We start from the raw sequence: 18,842 nt of genomic DNA, 5'->3' as shown, positions 1-18,842 counted from the left end.
CCCGTCGACGCCGCGGCGTGCGGCCGTCGAACTAGCTCGCGTGCGGGTGGGGTTCGTGCTCTACGTGTGGCCGGCCGATACACGCACACAGTTATTTTCGACTTGGGAGTCAAAGCCGTGTATGGAGTCGACTGACGAGTTCAAAGAGATGTTCTGGAAACGGCATTCGAATCCGAAAAGCGGGTGGAGTCGAACACTCATCTTGCCTGTACTTCTGTACGCGATGTATCAGCGGAGATGGCGGGTTGCCGTTGCTGCCGTCGTCTTCACCGTGATCAATCCGGTTTTGTTTTCACCACCGGAAAATGACGAGGCGTGGATGACCCGTGTGGTCTTGGCGGAACGGTGGTGGACAACAGAAACCGAACAGTCGGTCTTTGATCTGTCCTATCCAAACGTCCTTAACGTACTCAATATACCTGCGGCAGGATACGCATTCGTCGCTGCGTATCGACGACGGCCACGTGCAACGGTGCTTGCAGGAGCCGTTTCGATGGCGCTAAAACTGTGGTATGTTGCGGCGCTAGTCCGTCGATACGATGCGGAGAACGCCCGGGTGCCGTGACCGCCTAGATAGTTACCGAAGTGACATTCATTGGTTTCGAGTCAGCGATAAATTCCACCAGTCACGCGAAGGTCGAGTGATCCGATACCAGCCGATCCTATGGGCTGAACAGGAGCGAGAGTAATCACGTACGCTCGCTGGGAGTTCGCCTTTGTTCGATGACCGATGAGTCGAATGGCGCTCACTGGAATTCGCGTACAGCCAAGCTGGTGGCTATTCAGAAGAACGTTGCTAGATTAACAGAAGTCCCGAGTGCTCTGTCAGGATACGCGTGCCGCTTTGTTCCCCTATTCTCTCGATGGTGTCGGGAGACGGATCTCGATCGTCGTTCCTCGGTCGAAATCTGTGACTTCGATCTCACCATTTACCGTCGTAATGATCCAATAACTCAACCATAGCCCAAGCCCCAGTCCGTGGACAAGTGGTGTCTCTTCGCCCGCCTCTAAGACCCCCCGCTCAGTATTCGGAAGCCCCGGCCCGTCGTCGCGTACTCGACAGGTGACCTGAAGATCGGACACACGCACATCGATCTCGACGGATGCGGGAGTCCCCCCGTGCTTTGCGGCGTTGTCCACAAGTTCGAATAGCGCCACTTCGACGCGTGGAAGCGTCTCCGCAATCGCTTCTTCCGGTGCGTCAACAGTTATTGAGACATCTGGATACCGCGTTTCACACTCAGTGACGATACGATTCACCAGCGGCATAACGTCCGTCGGTTCCAACTCGGGCGAAATCTCACGGTTTTGTTCGATTTGCTGCGCAGATTCGGTCAGGTCGAGCAACCGCTTCGCAGCTGCCCTGATCGCTGTTACCTTGGTAGCCTGCTCCGTATCCAAGTCCTCAGCGAGCATATCAGCCCAGCCACGGATCACAGACATCTCGTTTCGCACGTTGTGCCGGAGCACGCGGTTAATCACGCTGATGAGCCCTTCCCGCTGGCGACGTTCTGTCGCATCACGGACCAGTACTTGGATCCCGACGATGTCGTCCTCAGAGCGTTCCGACTCCGGCACGCTCCCGTCGTAGACCGGAACACCGCGAATATCCGTATGGATGATGTGACCCGCTTTCGCTTTCAGTGGGAAATCTCGGGCTTCGGCGGGCTTCCCGCTCAGTATCTGTGAGAGTTGTTTCCACGCCCACTCGGTGGTCTGTGCGTCGGGATGGGTGACGGTTATCGGTTGGCCATCGAGTTCCGCCGGCGAATAGCCTAACAGATCACGGACGCTTTCGGACGCATATGTGAACGTCCCGTCAGTATCGAACCGAAAGACGGAGTCGAAATTGGCGTCGATGACGGCTCGATATATCTCTCGCTGCTCGTTCAACCGTTCTTCGCGCTGTGTGAGTTCTCGTTCGTAGCTCCGCCGTTCGATGGCGTGCCCACCGAGTCTGGCGATCAGTTCGACGAAGAACCGTTCCGCATCGACAAAGGGGTCCTCGCGCGGCTCTGTATCGGCAAAGCACGCCGTTCCGTACACCTCACCACCGACGATGATTTTCGCACCGATGTACGCGCCCAAACCGAACGTGTCAATAGCGATGTCGGAGATCTCCGGGGACGCATATGCGTCCTCGATGGCGAGTTAGCTATCGATTTCGATGGTTCGACGACAGTAGGCTTCATCGAGCGGACAGCTTTCCCCGGGTTGGATCAACGGGTGATCTCCAGTCGAGTGAAGTATCTCCTGCGTGCCGTCAGTGATACGCGTGAAAAATCCCACTGAAAGGTCGAGATATTCAGTACCGGTAGCGAGGGCCTGCGTGATTTGCGCCTCAAATTCGGCGTTCGGATCAGCAAAAATCTCGTATATTTGGTCTCGATGCGAAACACGCCCCATAGCCGTGTATCCTCAGTCAAATCGTATGAAAGTTGTGTCAGAATGGCGTGTTTAGCTCTGCCGTCGCACAGTTTCGGGATGAGTTTCGACTGCTCATATCAATTGATCACCTCTCACCTGAAGTAAATTCATTTGCAGATCAATCACACATAGTGTTAGTGCGTTTCGAACGGGTCGTGTTTAGTTAAGGATGAAGGGTGAGGCGGGAGAATTTCTTGGTGCCTATGCCAGAAATCGCCCGCCTCAACGGATGTACAGACTGTATTGATTTGGATTTTGTGGAGCGACAGCGGACACCCGAGCGTGCGATGAAGCTCGGTATTCAACTGCAGTTAGCGGGCCTCTCGCTGTCGAATACCGTCTCTATTCTCGAAGGGTTGGGTGTCGAGCGATCTCGTAAGGCAATCCACGATTGGGTGCAGAAGGCGGATCTACAGCCCGCAGACGGCCGAAGCCCGAATCACGTTGCGCTCGACGAAACTGTGATTCGAATCAATGACGAGCAGTTCTGGCTGTACGCCGTCCTCAGAACGGCGATGCCGTTCTGATGTGCTGCGCAAGAGCTCCGCTCTTGCGAACGCCGCCGATCCCGACACAAACGATCTGCTACATCTGCGACTCTTTGCAACGACAACGACCGCATTAACCGAGATCTTTCTGCGGGAACTCCGCCAGAAACACGATGTCGAATCCGCTATGTTTCTGGTCGATGGCGCTCAACACCTCCAAACAGCGCTGGCCAGATCTGGGCTCCGATTTCAAACTGAACGGACTGGAAATCGGAATGCCATCGAACGAATCTTTCGAGAACTCAAACGCCGAACATCCTCATTTTCAAACTGTTTCAGCCACGTTGAGCCTCAAACCGCCGAAAATTGGCTCCAAGCATTTGCTGCTTGGCTCAATGCTCCTAACTAAACACGACCGACGATTCACTGGCAAACCATATATTTTGACGGACACTACCGGCAGATTAGTCGCCGGCCTGTTCGGCCTGCGGCGTCTTTCTCACTCCTAACGGATCCGCCGTCGACGTCGCGGTGACCAGTCGCAAGAGCTGTCCCGCGTTCGTGAGGAGTTTGTTCTCCGCTTTTCGGAGGTGCTCCTCGTACGTCGACCGAGCGACGGTGGTCTTATCGGCCAGCTCTCGAAGCGAGGTGTTCCGCGGTTGTTCGTAGTACCCGCTTTCCAGTGCCAACTGGAGCGCTGCCAACTGCCGATCCGTGACGTTCTCGAACAGTTGATTCGCCGGAGCGAGCATACTATGGGGAATCTGTTTCTCCGAAATCGAGGTTTTCGAGAGCAGTTCGATATCCCTGTCGGCGCGCAGATCACCGAGCAGTTCCCGGATGTCGTCACCGCCGAAGGCGACCACGGTGTAGTGCTCCCAGCCCTGGCGGTAGATTGTCGGCGACTGATACAGACAGTTGTGTTCCTCGAAGCGGTCGATGATTGACTCCTCAAGCGAACAGAGACACGACTGCGTGACGACGTGATACCCGTCGTCGTCGTCCGATTCGTGGAGAACGGTTCCGATCCGACTGATCTCGTCGAGGAGTTCGTCGGTCGGCGTCATCTCCGCGGTGATCTCGAGCACTTGGCAGTCGCTCAGCGGCCACTCGCGTATGGTCAAGTCCGGGTGCCGTTCGGAAATACCTCGGTACGGACACTCGTGTTTGACTCGAATCGAGGCCTCGTACAGACTCATACGAGTACCAATGGCTGAGAGAAATTAACAGTGCCGGTCATGTCCGGCAGAGCCTATATACAGATATGTCTCATATCCGAATACACCGATGCAGGAGATAGCGCCGGAAGAACTCAGCGAACGACTACACAACGGTGACGGAGACACGCTCGTCCTCGACATTCGCCACGAAGAAGAGTTCGAGGAGTGGCGAATTCCCGGCAGCCGCAACGTCGATGTCTACGACGAACTAACTGACGACCCCGAACGGGCGAAGGAGGCCCTTTCGGACCTCCCGCGCGATGAGCAGATCGTCACCATCTGTGCCGCGGGTGCCGTCTCACAGACCGCGACAGAAGTGCTCCGAGAGCAGGAGTACGACGCCGTAACGCTCACGGACGGGATGAACGGATGGAGCCGCGTCCACAGGCACGCGCAAGTGCCCGCCGATCTCGAGGGCACGCTCGTTCAGGTCGCACGTCCGGGCAAAGGCTGTCTCTCCCACGTCCTCGTCTCAGACGGTCAGGCCGTCGTCTTCGACCCGTCACACTATCTCGAGGAGTACGAGGCGATTCTCGACGACTACGACGCAGAACTCGTCGGCGTCTTCGACACGCACGCTCACGCCGACCACGTCTCTGGTGCAGCGAAGCTCGCCGAAACACACGGCGTTCCCTACTACCTCCACCCCAAGGACGCGCTCGCCATCGACGCGACGCCGATCGAAGGCGGGCAGACCGTAACGGTCGGCCAACTCGACATCGAGGTTATTCACACGCCGGGACACAGCGAGGGGAGTGTCTCGTTCGATATTGGCGGCACAGCGCTGATCACGGGCGATACGCTCTTCCACGAGAGCGTGGGCCGCGTCGAACTCGGCGTCGAGGCGGGTATCGAAGATTCGGACGTCGAGCAGAACGCCGCGACGCTCTATGAGAGCCTCCAGCGGCTGCTGGATAAGCCGGATACCGCGTTAGTCCTGCCGGCCCACGACCCCGGTTCTCCCGAACCACCAGTGACCGCGACCCTCGGGGAAGTCAGAGCACAGAACGAGGACCTCACCCGTGACCGCGAGGAGTTCGTCCGAGAGCTCGCGTCGGACATCCCGGATCACCCGCCGAACTTCGAGCGCGTCAAGCGGACGAACGTGGGGCGGGAATCGGTCCCGGCCGACGAGCTGGCCGAACTGGAACTCGGTCCCAACAACTGCGCCGCTGAATGAATCCATGAGTACGGCAACTGAGTTAAAACAGGGAATCCGCGAGCACCTCGGGCAGTTCTCACTGCACGTCCTGTTGGTGTTCGCAACGGGACTGACTATCGGGTCCGAACGCACCGTGGTCCCCGTTCTGGGAGAGGACGTACTCGGCGTCGAGTCGTTTCTCGTCATCGGCTCGTTCGTCGTCTCGTTCGGGGTCGTCAAATCGATCCTCAACCTCTACGCCGGGAAGTGGGGCGAAGAGTACGGCCGCAAGCCCGTCCTCGTCCTCGGGTGGGCGACGGCACTCCCCCTCCCGATCATCCTCATTTTCGCTCCCAGTTGGGGCTGGATCACTGTCGGGAACGTCCTGCTGGGCGTCAACCAAGCGTTGACGTGGAGTATGGCGATCAACGCGAAGATCGACCTCGCAGGCCCCGACCAGCGCGGTCTCGCGGTCGGTATCGACGAATCGTTCGGGTACACCGGAGTCGCTGTCGGTGCGTGGATTACCGGTGTCATCGCAGGGCAGTGGAACCTCCGGCCCGAACCGTTCTACTTCCTCGCCGTCGTCGTCGTGCTGGCGTTCCTCATCTCGATCTTCCTGATCAAAGAAACCGTTCAGTACGCGCAAGCGGAGGGCGACGACGACCATCACGACGCGAACCTGCCGTTCAACGAGGTGCTGAAGCGGGCGACCTACGGCGACAGAACGCTGTTCGCCGCCGCGCAAGCCGGCCACATCGAGAACTTCGTGGACACGTTGTTCTGGATCGCTGTCCCGCTGTATCTGATAAGCCACGGCCTCCGTATCGAGGCTGTCGGTGTCGTCGTCGGGGTCCACAGCGCGATGTACTTCCTCCAGATCGCGACCGGTGGCCTCGCTGACCGTATCGGGCGCCGCCCGCCCGTCGTCTGGGGGATGTTCCTCGCGGGAGCGGGCGTCCTCGGGATGGTACTCGTCGAGGGGTATCTCGCGTGGGCGGTCTTGGCCGCTATCTCCGGTCTTGGGATGGCGTTGCTGTATCCGAACCTGATGACTGTGCCGAGCGACGCCGCGCACCCGACGTGGCGGTCTGCGGGGATGGGTGTCTACCGGATGTGGCGTGACTCCGGCTATGCCGTCGGGGCCGTCCTGATCGGACTCTCGATGGAGTTCGTGAGCGCCGAGGCGGCCTTCTATATGACTGCACTCCTGATGTTCGTCTCCGGTGCGGTGGTGTACGTCTGGATGGAGGAGACACACCCGGACTTCGGGACGCACGAGCCCCCGGCCCCCGCTCCGGAGCAGTCGGCGTCGACCTCTCCGGACTGAGGTTTATATACGAACGCAGGGGCAGTTCCCTCCCCATATGGAGACGATACAGGAGATCCTCGCGACATTCGGTGTCCAATCGATCGAGCAGATGGACGTCAACGAGAGCTACACCGTCGCGGTGTCGGGATACGACGACTTGGCCATCGAGAAGGTCGGCCGACAACGGATTAGCGTCGCCCACCACTACGTCCGGCGGTGCGATCTGATGTGTGATCCGGAAATCGTCTTCCGGGTCGAAGGCGGCGACTGGATCCCGATCGAGTACACGCAGCATCCGCGGGTGTACCGGCGCGATGAGGACGGCCTCCCGCTGAGCGGGTTCATCGAGCGCTGGGACCGTAACCTTCGACAACAGGGGTTCGTCGAGGCCGCGGGAAAGTGATCGTCCGGAGTTGCGAGCGGTCAATCACGTCTCACAGAGCAGATCAATCGAGATCGATCCCGAACCACTCCAGCACCAGTGCCGAAAGCGATGCGATGACGAGGGAGAGTAGCGTGCTCGCGGCCATTTGGCCGACGGTGAGCCACGAGCCGTCGAAGAAGAGCGCGAGTATCGCCCACCCGACCACACCGAGCGCACCGGCCAGCATCCCGAACACCGAGACGAGAAGGGCGAGTCCGGCCGTCGGGACGGCGACGAGCCACAAAAGCGCGTAGAGAATCGACAGGAGGTACGTCTTCTGCCCGAAGTTCCGCGCGTACGACCCGACCGTCGAGGCCGACAGCGGGGGCGGCGACACCGACACCGACGCCGAACGCGCGGGGGTTTCGTCGGTGAAAGTCACCCGCCGGCGAGTGACGTCCCCGTCGCCGCCCAGCACCGAGACGGCGGCTTCGGTGACGTTTTCCGAGAGGATGATCGTCGTATCGGCGGCCGTCTCGCGGTCTACTTCCTCGACGGTCGCCTCGGAGGAATCCGCCGACTCCGTCGTCGCAGTGGGGGTGACAGAGACGTCCGGCTCGTACGACGAAAGCCACCCGAGTGCGCCCGTCACTGTGGTGTCGATTTCGATCCTCCGGTGGTCGTACGACTCGTTTTCCGGGACCCGACCGCGTCGTAACAGGCGTTCGTTTACCCCCTCGAGGACGGAGGTAGCGTCGTCCGGCGTGTCTGCGCCCTGCGATAACCGCCGAACCGCGGCGGGCGGGAGGTCGTGGACGGCCGGCGACTGTGAGGCGTAGGTGTCAGCGCTCGGCCCGACCTCGGCTCCGATCTTCTCGAAATCGAGGTCCGTCCCCGTCTGCTCCGCGTCGCCGGAGTCGAGACGGTCCCGCTTGATCACGGCGACTTCCGATTGCGCGTTTTCGCAGGGGTATTTCGGGGCCTTCCGCCAATCGCCGTTGAGGTCGTCGACTGTCGGATGTAAGAGCGCGTGGCAGTCGGCACACAGCCCGACGAGATTCTGTAGTCCGTTCGTTCCCTCCGCGGCGAGCGGCTTGGCGTGGTGGACGTGCCCCTCGGTGCCGGCGTCGTGCCCGCATCGAGCGCACTGGTCGTCCTGTAACCACCAGATGGCGTTGCGCCGGTGGGCCCAATCCGGCGGGTACTTTCCCTCACCATAGAACGATTCCGGCACGCCGTATCTGTCGGGGGCGTTGAACGTCGGATCCGCGCCGAACTTCTCCAGAAGCGCCCGCTCGTCCCGTACGTCCTGCTTTATTTGTGCCATTGTTGCGATCGCTGTGATACGTCCGAGTGTGTCGTCCAGCCCGACGAATAAAAATTGATGTACCGCGGGCGACGGACTAAGTGAGTCGAAGTCCTCACGGCCCGACTCGGCTGCGGGGGACGTCTTGACGCGACCGGGGGAGGACCTGCCTGACGCGATCAAGGGAGGAGGTGCCTGACGCAGTACCCCCGATGGTCGACCGACTCAGCGGCGTCGCGGTCGGGGAGCGCTATCGAACTGCTCGGAATCGATCCGCGAAACGCCGCCGCTGGACTCTCTAACGAGCGCCGACAGCCGGTGGGGCGTCTCGACGAACACGGCCTCGCCACCGGCGCGGTCGAGGTTGTTTCGGAGGACGTTCTGACAGTAGACGGCGCCGTTCCGCCGGGGCGTGTCGTGTCTCGTGTGACCGACGACCTGCGGCGGTGCGTCGGGGGGCAAATGCGAGAAATCGAGCCAGACGAGCCCCGCCTCGGGGCCTTTCGGATGGCCGTCCCCGGTGCCCAGCACGCGGTCGTACCTCTCGATGACCGCCCGCTGTGCGTCGGCGTCCTCGAGCGTCCCGCAGGCACCGCGGAGCCTCTCGGCTGCCGCGACCAGCGACGCGTTCACCTCGTCGACGTCGTAGGGGTCCGCGGCCCCGGCGTGGACGTACGTGACGGAATAGCCGCGGTACGCGGCGACGACGTGGCCGTCGACGATCCGGTCGAGGAACGCGCGCCGGTCGTCCGTGGTGACCCGTCCCGAGAACCACCTCTCGAAGCCGAACACGGCGGGTGAGAGCATAATCGCCTCGTGGTTGCCGAGCGTCACGCGGACGCGACCCGGGGGCGCTTCGTCGATCAGGCGGCCCACGAGGGCGAGCACCTCCTCGTTCGCGGGGCCGCGGTCGACGAGGTCGCCGTTGAACACGAGCACGTAGTTCGAGTCGGCCCAGTGGAGCGTCCCGTCGGGGTCTGCGACCACTAGCGGATCGAACTCAGGGTGGTCCGAGAGGGTCGTGAGCGCGCTCCGCGCGGCGTCGAGATAGCCGTGGATATCGCTGATACTCACGACTGCGGGCGGGGTCGAAGCGGTGTCGGCCACGCCGTCCACGCGCGAGCGGAGCGGCGCCGGAAGCGGGACGTCTTCGCGAACCCGGAGCGGTATCACGTCCACTCACCCAGCGACGATTGCTCATCGTCCGCGTCGGGCCGATCCGCGCCCGCTTGAGAACGGTCGGCACTCGATTCGACTCGTAGGTCCCGGAGCCACCGATGCACGTCGGCGGCCGACGTGACCGCCGTCGCGTCCCCGGCGTCGAGCATCTCGCGGATTCCCCCGGTGGGGGTCACCCCCAGTTCCGGCGGCGGAACGAAGACCGGCGTCCCCTGGGAGACGGCGTCGCGGTACTGCGACATCGTCCCGCCGGAGCCGTCGGTCGCGACGACGACGATCCCCTCGCTGAGCGCGGAGTTGGTCTTGTTCCGGTGCAGGAACCCGTGCCGCGAGGGGCCCGCGTCGGGCGGGCGGTGTGAGACGACGAGCCCGCCCGACTCGAGGATCCGCTCGAACAGCGCCCGGTTCTCCTCGGGGTAGGGGCGTTTCACTCCCGTCCCGAAGACGACGATCGTCTCGCCGCCCGCGCGAAGCGCCCCTTCGTGGGCGGCGGTGTCGACGCCGAGGGCCCCGCCGCTGACGATCACGTACTCCTCGGCCAGCGCCTCGGCGACCTCACGCGCCCACTGTCTGCCGCGCTCGTCGGTGTCGCGGCTCCCGGCGAACGACACCGACGGTCGGGCGAGGAGGTCCGTTTCCCCCCTCGCGTACATGACGAGCGGCGCGTGATCGCGTCGGAGCGCCGCGGGGTACCGCGGATCCTCGATACCGATCACGTCGATGCCCTCGGCTTCGCACCGTCGAAACCGCTCTCTGTTCCGGTCGACGGCGTCACCCAGTTCGTGCAATTCCTCGACGGTGTCTCCGTCGACGTAGTGGAACGCGTCGAACGCGTCCGAGTCCGCGGCGTACAGCCGATCGAGCGAGTCGAACGCGTCGTAGAGCTGAAGCGCTCGCTTGTCGCCGACGCCGCGCAGTTCGGTCAGTGCGACGAGCCGGCTGAGCGTATCGAGGTTCATTGGTGGTCGGTGCGGATATCCGAGAGGCGGCGCTCGCGGTCGGTGATCTCGCTGGCGCGTTCGGCGTTCTGCGATCGAGTGAACCCGAGCGTGAGCCCGATCACGTCCGAGGCTCCCGCCCGGCGCAGGAGGTGTGCGGCCGCACACAGCGAGCTTCCGGACGTGGCGATGTCGTCCAGCACGATGACGCGGTCGCCGGACAGCTGGTGACGGACCGTGAGCGTCTCGGCCGGCCGCCGGGCGACGTCCCACCGCGAGCGTTGTCCCTTTTCGCGCTGCTTTTCCGTCGTCTCCGTCCGTTCTAACAGTTCCGAGTAGACGATCGGCGTCTCGACTGTCGCCTGTGTCGCGAGTTCGACGAGCGCGGGCGAGAGCGACTGGGCCCTGTGTCCGGGGTAGACCGTGAGGTAATCGTACTCGAGGGAGTCCCGAAGGACGCGCTGATACAGGAAGTCCCGGACCCGATTGAGGAAGTGCCCCCGGAACCGGTCGTCGTGCTGCTTCGCGAACGAGAGGATGCGAAACGAGTGCTGGCTGGGGTTGGCGGTGCGGCTCACGGGATCGTAGAAGTCGAGGGCGAAGACCGGGAGCGACTCGTCGACCGGCGTCTCCGCCGGCGGGTCGACCCGCTGATAGAGGTGCGTCAGCTTCCCGTACCGCGTGAGGAACGCCTCGATCTCGGCGGGCGACTGCGGCGAGGCGAGCGCCGCCGGGCTCTCTCGCCAGTGGGGAGTCGTCGACTGCGGAGCCCCGGACACTGACGTTCTGGCCCGGTCGTACACCCGCGTGAGGTCCGCTTCGACGGGATCGATCGCAGTCTCCGAGAGGACGGCCTCGTGTACGGTCTTCACCGGGAAAGTCGACGACTGGGTCTCCTCGCCGCGTTCGACCGGCGGCTCGGAGGGGAACCGCGCGAGGATCGAGAGCGCCCGCGCCAGTTCGCCGCGCGTCCGGACCAGTTCCGGCACCGGGATGCCCGTTCGCGGGGTGGTCGGCCGGACGAGGAGCGCCGGGTTGTCGACGCGGTCGTACGACGACAGCGTCGCGCGGACCGCCTCGCTCAGCGGCTCGACCTCGATGCACTGAAACGCCGTGATCCAGTCGCCGTTCCCGTAGTGCTCTCGGTAATCGGCCACTCTGTGGTCGACGCGGTCGACGTGTTGAGGGCCGTATCCGAGGATGTCACCGGACTCGTGTTCGGTCGTCCCACAGAACGCGCCCAGCACCTCGCGATACTGAACGAGGGGATTCGAGCGGTCGTCGGGATCGATCTCGGACGAGTCGGCCTCGAGCGTCGCCGACACCGCGGTCCGGATACCGCGGAACGCTTCGTACAGCTCCGAGAGCGGCGATGGCCGGATCTTCCCGTCGTCGGTCCGGTTCGCGTCGCGCTCCGATCGGGCGATGCGCTCGTACTCCGCGGCGTCAGAATAGCCGAGTGCGGCCCACGAGTGCGCCGGGTTGGCGACGGTGTCGACGTGGGCGAGCACCGCGTCGAGGTCCCCAGCGTAGCCGCATCCCGTGACCGGACAGTCGTATGTGTCGGCCCCGTCCATTTGTCCCGTTCGCCCGTCGGCCCCGAGCCAGTAGAACCTTGTTATTCGCGAGGGCGCGTTCGGGGGGCCGGCCCAGCAGACGGCCGCCCCATCGACCCTATCAGACTGATCGGTCCGTCGCGTCCCGAACGCCCGTGATCTCGAACCGCGCCCCGCCGTCGGCCCCGTCGGTGACCGTCACCGCCCAGTCGTGTGCGTCGGCGATCTGTTTGACGATGCTCAGGCCGAACCCGGTCCCGTCCTTCGAGGTCGAATAGCCCGCCCTGAACACCTCCGATCGAACCGCTTCGGGAATCCCGGGGCCGTCGTCCTCGACGAAAAAGCCGCCCTCCAGCGCGCCGACCGTCACCGTGACGCCCTCGCCACCGTGCTCTTTCGCGTTCCGGAAGAGGTTCTCGAGCAGTTGGCGGAGGCGGTCGTCGTCCGCTAGGATCGCCCGCGGTCCGCGCTCTGCTCCGCCGTCGGCTCCGCTTTCGAGTTCGATCTCGAGCCCGTCATCGGCGTCTGCGACCATCCGCCACGCCGACTCGACGGCGTCGCGGAGGCGAACCGGTTCGACGGCGCCGATGTCTTGGCCCTCAAGCGCCAGCAAGAGCAGGTCGTCGATGATCCGTTTCATCCGGTCGAGGGCCCTCCCGAGCGCCTCGAAGTGTGCGCTGTCGATCTCCTCCCGCGCGAGCGAGAGCCGCCCGATCGCGACGTTCAGCGGGTTCCTGAGATCGTGGGAGACGACACTGGCGAACTCCTCCAGTCGCTCGTTCTGCCGCTCGAGTTCCCGCTCGCGCTCTCGTCGTTCGGTCACGTCCCGGAAGTAGACCGAGAGGCCGGTCTCGGAGGGGTACACGGTCGCTTCGACCCGGAAATCGAGCGGCTCGAAGTAGAGCTCGAAGCCCTGTGACTCCTGCGTCTCCAACGCGGTGTGGAAGGCGTTCCAGACCGTGTCCGACTCGGCGGCTTCCGGGAACTGCTCCCAGAGGGTCTCGCCGATCAGCCCCTCTGCGTCCATCTGCAGCAACTCCGCGGCCCGGTCGTTGACGTGCGTGAACCGGTACTCCTCGTCGACCGCGTAGAAGGCGTCGGTCACCCGACCGAGGATCTCTTGGAGCTTCGCTTCCAGTTGGCGGCGCTCGGTGACGTCCTCGAAGGCGAAGACGGCTTTTTCGACGTCCCCGTCGGCGTCCCGCAGGGGGGCCCCGTTGACGGACACCCACACGCGCTCTCCGGAGGGTCGGCGGATACCGACGATCTGATCGTGGATCCGCTCGCCGGCGGCGACCCGCTCGAACGGCGTCTCGCCGTCGTCGAAGGCCCCGCCGTCCTCGTCGACGAGGTCCCACCGGGGGTCGTCGTGCGTGAACTCCCCGATCGACTCCCGCGGGCGCTCGTATATCTCCTCGGCCCGCTCGTTGACGAGCGATATCGTTCCGTCGGCGCCGACGACAGTGATCCCGACCGGGCTGGTCTCGACGATGCCCGACAGCAGATCCCGTTCGGCCTCGAGCGCGGCCTCGATCTCCTTCCGCTCGGTGACGTCTTGGGTTGCGCCGTGAACCGCGCGGACGGAGCCGTCCTCCTCCCGGGGGGTGCCGAGGATCCGAAGCCAGCGGACCTCGCCGTCGCCGTGTCGCACGCGGACTTCGACGTCGAACGGCTCCCCCGATTCGAGCGCCGACGCGAGGGCGGCTTCGACGGTCGATCGGTCCGCCTCGTGAATTCGTTCGAGCGCCTCCTCGACGCTCGGCTCGCGTCCGGCCCCCAGCCCGAGGAGCACAGAGAGGTTCGCCGTCCGGAAGACGTCTCCCGTCTCCGCGTCGACCTCCCAGCCGCCGACGTCCGCGAGCCGACCCGTCTGTTCGAGGAGCTCCCGCGCCCGTTCGAGCTCCCGCTCGCGCGCTTTGAGGGCGCTGATGTCTCTGCCTTCCGGAACCAACAGCACGACCTCGCCGTCCTCGTCGGTGATCGGGCGGATCGAGAAGTCGATCACTGCGGTGGCGTCCGCACCCTGGACCTCCAGCTCGCGCCGGACGAACTCGCCGGCGGCCGCCCGTTCGACGTCTGCTCTCGTCTGGGCCTGCGTCTCCTCGGAGATCCGGAACCAGTGTGCGTTCCAGACCTTCTTCCCGACGACGTCCTCCCGATCGAGACCGCCGAACGCCAGCGCGGACTCGTTGGCCTCGATGAGCGTCCCGTCGGGCTCTAAGAGCCCCGTGAACTGATACGTCTGGTTGAAGATGGCCTCGAACCGGCGGGCGCGCTCCCGCCGCTCGGTGACGTCTTGGATGTACCCGCGGACCGTCCGCCGGCCGTTTTCCTCGGCCGGCTCGCCCTCCGCGCGGACCCAGCGGCGGCTGCCGCCCGCAGTGTCGATTCGGAACTCCAGATCGAATCGCTCGCCAGTTTCGAGGCACTCCCCGACGGTCTCGACGATCCGGCCGCGGTCGTCGGGATGGGCGAACTCGAGGACCGTCGGGACTGTCGGGTCGAAGTCGCGGGAAACCCCGTGAATCCGTCTCGCGCCCTCGGTCCAGCGGACCTCCTCGCTTTCGAGATCGACCTCCCACGCGCCGACACCACCCAGTCGCTCGGCGTTCGCGAGCAGGTCGCCGGTGCGTTCGAGTTCGCGCTGGGACCGTCGGCGTTCGATAGAGCCGCCGGCGAGCGAGGCGAGCGTGTTCACGAGCGCGCGCTCTTCGGGGAGGACCGCCCCGTCGGGGTCCGGCAGACCGTCGAGGCGAACGGCGACATCGAGACGGATCGCGGTCCCGTCGGCGAGTTCGGCCGTCGCCGAGAGCGCCCGGTTCGACGGGTCGAAGCCGTCGGTCGCGACCTCGCTCTCGCCGTATGAGACCCGCGCTTCGGTGCGGTCCGGGTACTGGAACGACCCCGGAATCGCCGCGACGAACTGCGCCAGCAACTCCTCGAGCGGCGCATCGCTCGACTCGAACACGCTCGTCGCGTCGTGAATCATCGTCAGCTCCTTCACGCGCTCTTGCAGCTGCTGTTCGCGCTCTTTGCGTTCGGTGATCTCCTTTGCCACCCCGACCAACTGCGGCGACGGCCCCGGTCCGGTCTTCCAGACCTCGCCGTAATCTTCGATCCACCGGACCGAACCGCCGTCCAGCACCCGGTACTCGGCGCTGTAGGGACGGTCGGTCTCGATGGCGGTTTCCAGCGCGTCGCGGACGCGAGCTCGGTCCGCCGGGTGGACCCCCGAGACGAAGTCCTCGCCGGTCGTCACCCTCGTCCCGAGAGTCGTGTGCGTGTCCGGGTGCGTCGTCGCCGTGTCGGTCTCGACGTCCCACTCCCAGACGGTCGCGTCCGTCACGCTCAGTGCGAACTCCATCCGCGCGTACGCCCGCTGCAGCTCCGCCTGCTGTTCGTTGTGCTCGGTCGTATCGCGGAAGTAAAACGAGAGCCCGCCGTCGAAATCGGGGTACACGTAGACGTCGAGCCAGCCGTCGATCCCGGGGTAGTACGCCTCGAGGCTCTGTGAGGATCGGGAGTCCATCACCTCCCGGAAGACCCCCTCGAACGGCGTTTCGCTCGCGTCCGAAAACACGTCCCACAGGTCGCGACCGAGGGCGTCCACCGCGTCGACGCCGAGAATCTCCTCGGCCCGCTGATCGAAGAGGGTGATCGTCCACGCCGCGTCGACCTCGACGATCGCGTCCGTCACGCGGTTGATGACCGTTTGGAGCCGTCGCTCGCGCTCCTGTAGCGTGGGGATGTCGAGCCCCTCGGAACCGACCTGCTCGGCGGAGGGGAACTCGACGGTGACGCGGGTCCCCCCGTCGGTGGTCTCGAAGGTGATCTGGCCGCCCACCCCCTCGATGACCCACTTACTCAGCCACAGGCCGACCCCGGTGCTGTGCGAAAGCGGCGTCTCCTCGCCCTGTTCGAGCGCCGCCAGTTCCTGCTCTGAGATCCCGGTTCCGTTGTCCTCGATAGTCAGCGTCGCGCCGTCGAACCCCCGGACGCTGACCCGGACGCGCGGCGACGCGGCGTCGGCGTACCGCGCCGCGTTATCGAGCAGTTCCTCGACGGCGTGTCGGACGCCGCTCCGCGCGTGGATAACGCACTCCTCCGGCACGTCGAGGTCGACGTCCACGTCGGGGTGTTGCTCGCGGAGCGAACTGACCGCGTCGGTCACGACCGCCGAGAGATCGATCGGTGACAGCGCGACGTCCCGTGCGAGCAGCGAGCTGTACGTCCGAGCGGTGTCGCTCTTCTCGAGCAGTCGCTCCGCCGTTCGGGTGATGGCCTCCACCGGTTTCGCGTGGGCCGCCGACAGCGACTCGTCGGCCTCGAGCAGCTGGCCGTAGCCGAGTATCACGTTCAGATCGTTCCTGAGGTTGTGGCGGAGATATCGCGTCAGGATCTGTCGGAGCAGTTCGAGCTCCTGTTCGCGGTGTTCGAGCTCGCGCTCCCGCTGGATCCGCTCGGTGACGTCGCTGAAGACGATGACGAACCCCTCGGTGACCCCCTCGTCGTCTCTGATCCCGGTGACCGAGGTGTCCGCGATGCACCGGGTCCCATCGGCGCGTTCGACGACGAGTTCGCCCTCCCATCGACCCCGGTCGACCATCGTTCGCCAGAACCGCTCTGTGAACGCGTCGGCGGCTCCCGACGGGAGCAACACTCGCGGCGTTTCCCCGACGACGCTGCGCTCTGCGTGCCCGGTGATCGCCTCGAACGCCGGGTTCACGTATTCGATCGTGCCGTCGCTGTCGGTGATCGCGATCCCGTTGCCGGTCGAGTCGACGCTGCGCTCGAACCGACGGAGGGTCCGTTCTCGCCGTTCCAGCGTCTCGACCTGCTGTACGACCGCCGCGGACTGCTGGCGACGGATGAGCAGCGAATGCAGACGCCGGATCAGGAGGCTCCGGTCGATCGGCGCGTCCACGACGTCGTCGATGAGAACCGGGTCGTCATCGGAGGGGTGCCCCCAGCGGCTCCACGGCACGGTCGTCGTCGGCCGCCGGATCAGGACGACCGGGCAGAACGCCGGCGCCTCCCGCTCGACCCGGTCGCGTAACGTCTCGTGATACGAGCCGAAGAGGTGGTCCTCGACGAGGTACAGGTCCGCCTCCCGCAGCGTCTCGCCCGTGACCACGTCGAAGTGATCGCTGAGCATCGACCGTATCGCGGTTCGGTTCCCCCTGTCGGCGACGATCAACTGCACCGTCCCCGACGCGTCATCGGCGTACGGCTCGGGGTCGAGTGGCTTCGCGCTCGATCTGCGGTCGCGTTGGCCCGCGCTCGACTCGTCACCACGCGGTTCGTCCGTTGAATCGCTGTCACGTGCCCCCGCGTTTGGCGGCGGGCTCGGCGTCATTGTCGCTTGTCGCCCGGTGGGTTCCACTGTCCGTACTGGGGCGTTCCGTGGAGGATGCCGCTGAACTCGGTCATCGGCTCGGCGACGCGGATCCCGTCCGTCGTGATCTCGAACTCTCGAAGCGTGTGCTCGAAACCGCCGGCCCGCTTCTTGAGGACGCCGACGACTTTGCGGAGCGAGCCGCGGAGCTCCACGTAGCTGAGAAACAGGAGGTTGTCCGCGATCGGGCTCATCTGCCGGCTCGTCGCCGAGGAGAGCCCCGTGATCTGATGGACGGTGTCGACGACGAACACCGTCACCTCGCGGTTGGTGAGATAGCGCGTCAGCGCGTGGATCTCCCGTTCGAGCTCCGACTCGTCGCCCTGGATCGCGGAGATGTAGCCGCTCAGGCCGTCGATAAGGACCGTCTCGACGCCGCCGTTTTCGACGTCCTCCCGGACGGTGTGAGCGAACTCCTCCGCCGAGAGCGCCCGCGGATCGACGACCCTGATCGAGAGCCGCCCGTCCTCGCGCAGTTCGTCGATCGGGATGCCGATCGACCGACAGCGGTGCACGAACGTTTCGATCCGCTCTTCGAAGAGGTAGATGGCCGACGGCCCGGTCTCCCCCGCGGCCGCCGCGAGATACAGCGTCCCGAGCGTCGTCTTCCCGACGCCCGGTGGGCCGCTGATGAACGTCACCGTCCCGCGCTCGAAGCCGCCGCCGACGAGGTCGTCGAGGGCGCTGATACCGGACGGGATCGGCTCGGGATCGAACGGCCTGTCGGACGGCCGGGGGCGGACCTTGGGGAAGACCTCGAGCCCGTGTGCGTCGAACGTCACGCCGTGATCGCCGTCGATCTGTCCGTATCCGCGGTTCTTCTCGACCTCGATCCGGCGGCCGTCGTCCGTCCGCGAGAGCGTGATGACGCCGTCACTCAGTGAGCGGATCTCGGACCCGGCGCCGCGGTGAGCGCCAGTCGTGGCGGTTGCCAGCACCGTGATGTCCCGCTCTTTGAGGAATCGCACGAACGAGAGGATCCGCTTTCGGAAGTGGTACTCGGAGTTCTCGATGTAGTGCAGTTGGGTGATCGGGTCGATCACGACCCGGTCCGGATCGACCTCTCGGATCGCCTCGTGGATCGCCTCGGTGTACCGCTCCTCCTCGATGTCGGCGGGTCGGACCAAGTCGTAGGACGCGCCCTCGGTGAAGAACTCCGAGTCCGGTCCCAGATCGAGAAAGTCCGCGCGCGCGAGGTCGATACCGAACCGGGAGGCGTTCGCGTCGATCTCAGCGGCGGTCTCCTCGCCGTGAATATAGAGCACGGTGTCGCCGGCGTCGAGCCCCGCTTCGAGAAACTGCGCGGCGAGCGTCGTCTTCCCCGTCCCGGAGTCACCGGAGATGAGATACATTCGGCCGCTGACGAACCCGCCGCGAAGCAGCTCGTCCAGCCCCGGAATCCCGCTGTCGACTTGGGTGATTTCCGATCGTGTAGAAGCCATTCGCTTGGGGACTCATCGCGGGGGAGAACGGAAATAGGTTCGCGTGGGATATCGTCGGACTCGCGTCGCGCTGG

The 18,842-nt window shown here is 64.6% G+C and carries 12 protein-coding genes and 1 pseudogene; 5 read left to right on the top strand and 8 right to left on the bottom strand.

All coding sequences use genetic code 11. From position 1 onward, the window contains the following. The first annotated feature begins 121 nt into the window (after nucleotides 1-121). Complete coding sequence (locus tag ACT3HL_RS08850; RefSeq protein ID WP_445086461.1) at nucleotides 122-565, top strand: DUF6653 family protein; 444 nt, start codon at nucleotides 122-124, stop codon at nucleotides 563-565. A 287-nt stretch (nucleotides 566-852) separates the two neighbouring features. Here the strand turns inward: ACT3HL_RS08850 and ACT3HL_RS08845 are convergent, their stop codons facing one another. Then, a complete protein-coding gene (locus tag ACT3HL_RS08845) occupies nucleotides 853-2,088 on the bottom strand; it encodes an ATP-binding protein (RefSeq protein ID WP_445086460.1) in 1,236 nt (411 codons plus the stop codon). A gap of 542 nt (nucleotides 2,089-2,630) precedes the next feature. Here ACT3HL_RS08845 and ACT3HL_RS08840 point away from each other — a divergent pair. After that, nucleotides 2,631-3,324 (top strand): annotated as a pseudogene (locus tag ACT3HL_RS08840) (IS6 family transposase). Between the two features lie 55 nt (nucleotides 3,325-3,379). On the opposite strand, the gene ACT3HL_RS08835 reads toward ACT3HL_RS08840, so the two are convergent. Further along, a complete protein-coding gene (locus tag ACT3HL_RS08835; RefSeq protein ID WP_445086459.1) occupies nucleotides 3,380-4,114 on the bottom strand; it encodes a helix-turn-helix domain-containing protein in 735 nt (244 codons plus the stop codon). Nucleotides 4,115-4,202: 88 nt separating this feature from the next. On the opposite strand from ACT3HL_RS08835, the gene ACT3HL_RS08830 reads away from it, so the two are divergent. Genes ACT3HL_RS08830 through ACT3HL_RS08820 form a run of 3 tightly spaced genes read left to right on the top strand, consistent with a single transcriptional unit; the run spans nucleotide 4,203 to nucleotide 6,991 of the window. Further along, nucleotides 4,203-5,315 carry an MBL fold metallo-hydrolase gene (locus ACT3HL_RS08830; RefSeq protein WP_445086458.1) on the top strand — a complete coding sequence of 371 codons (1,113 nt, stop codon included), beginning with the start codon at nucleotides 4,203-4,205 and terminating at the stop codon, nucleotides 5,313-5,315. A gap of 4 nt (nucleotides 5,316-5,319) precedes the next feature. Beyond that, nucleotides 5,320-6,606 (top strand): MFS transporter, encoded by a 1,287-nt coding sequence (locus ACT3HL_RS08825; RefSeq protein WP_445086457.1) that lies wholly within the window; start codon nucleotides 5,320-5,322, stop codon nucleotides 6,604-6,606. 37 nt (nucleotides 6,607-6,643) lie between these two features. Further along, a complete protein-coding gene (locus ACT3HL_RS08820; protein ID WP_445086456.1) occupies nucleotides 6,644-6,991 on the top strand; it encodes a DUF6908 domain-containing protein in 348 nt (115 codons plus the stop codon). A 43-nt stretch (nucleotides 6,992-7,034) separates the two neighbouring features. On the opposite strand, the gene ACT3HL_RS08815 is transcribed toward ACT3HL_RS08820, so the two are convergent. From ACT3HL_RS08815 to ACT3HL_RS08790, 6 genes are all read right to left on the bottom strand, one after another. Next, nucleotides 7,035-8,279, bottom strand: coding sequence for an HNH endonuclease (locus ACT3HL_RS08815; protein WP_445086455.1), 1,245 nt, complete (start codon nucleotides 8,277-8,279; stop codon nucleotides 7,035-7,037). A gap of 204 nt (nucleotides 8,280-8,483) precedes the next feature. Then, nucleotides 8,484-9,437 carry a metallophosphoesterase gene (locus tag ACT3HL_RS08810; RefSeq protein ID WP_445086454.1) on the bottom strand — a complete coding sequence of 318 codons (954 nt, stop codon included), beginning with the start codon at nucleotides 9,435-9,437 and terminating at the stop codon, nucleotides 8,484-8,486. Next, complete coding sequence (locus ACT3HL_RS08805) at nucleotides 9,428-10,396, bottom strand: DNA-processing protein DprA (protein ID WP_445086453.1); 969 nt, start codon at nucleotides 10,394-10,396, stop codon at nucleotides 9,428-9,430. The genes ACT3HL_RS08810 and ACT3HL_RS08805 overlap by 10 nt, the downstream gene beginning before the upstream one ends. Continuing rightward, entirely contained in the window at nucleotides 10,393-11,952 is a 1,560-nt protein-coding gene (locus tag ACT3HL_RS08800; protein ID WP_445086452.1) for a phosphoribosyltransferase family protein, read from the bottom strand. The genes ACT3HL_RS08805 and ACT3HL_RS08800 overlap by 4 nt, the downstream gene beginning before the upstream one ends. A 100-nt stretch (nucleotides 11,953-12,052) precedes the next feature. Beyond that, complete coding sequence (locus ACT3HL_RS08795; RefSeq protein ID WP_445086451.1) at nucleotides 12,053-17,287, bottom strand: PAS domain S-box protein; 5,235 nt, start codon at nucleotides 17,285-17,287, stop codon at nucleotides 12,053-12,055. Then, entirely contained in the window at nucleotides 17,284-18,768 is a 1,485-nt protein-coding gene (locus ACT3HL_RS08790) for an ATPase domain-containing protein (protein ID WP_445086450.1), read from the bottom strand. Before ACT3HL_RS08790 ends, ACT3HL_RS08795 begins: the two co-directional genes overlap by 4 nt. Nucleotides 18,769-18,842 lie beyond the last annotated feature (74 nt).

This window comes from Halobellus sp. GM3 (genome assembly GCF_052545375.1).
Note: the sequence above shows the minus strand (reverse complement) of the source record. Positions and strands in the feature narration are given on the sequence as shown.

Coding starts and splice junctions, on each gene's coding strand:
- ACT3HL_RS08850 (WP_445086461.1), top strand. CDS start 122: ATGGAGTCGACTGACGAGTTCAAAGAGATGTTCTGGAAACGGCATTCG.
- ACT3HL_RS08835 (WP_445086459.1), bottom strand. CDS start 4,114: ATGAGTCTGTACGAGGCCTCGATTCGAGTCAAACACGAGTGTCCGTAC.
- ACT3HL_RS08830 (WP_445086458.1), top strand. CDS start 4,203: ATGCAGGAGATAGCGCCGGAAGAACTCAGCGAACGACTACACAACGGT.
- ACT3HL_RS08825 (WP_445086457.1), top strand. CDS start 5,320: ATGAGTACGGCAACTGAGTTAAAACAGGGAATCCGCGAGCACCTCGGG.
- ACT3HL_RS08820 (WP_445086456.1), top strand. CDS start 6,644: ATGGAGACGATACAGGAGATCCTCGCGACATTCGGTGTCCAATCGATC.
- ACT3HL_RS08815 (WP_445086455.1), bottom strand. CDS start 8,279: ATGGCACAAATAAAGCAGGACGTACGGGACGAGCGGGCGCTTCTGGAG.
- ACT3HL_RS08805 (WP_445086453.1), bottom strand. CDS start 10,396: ATGAACCTCGATACGCTCAGCCGGCTCGTCGCACTGACCGAACTGCGC.
- ACT3HL_RS08800 (WP_445086452.1), bottom strand. CDS start 11,952: ATGGACGGGGCCGACACATACGACTGTCCGGTCACGGGATGCGGCTAC.
- ACT3HL_RS08795 (WP_445086451.1), bottom strand. CDS start 17,287: ATGACGCCGAGCCCGCCGCCAAACGCGGGGGCACGTGACAGCGATTCA.
- ACT3HL_RS08790 (WP_445086450.1), bottom strand. CDS start 18,768: ATGGCTTCTACACGATCGGAAATCACCCAAGTCGACAGCGGGATTCCG.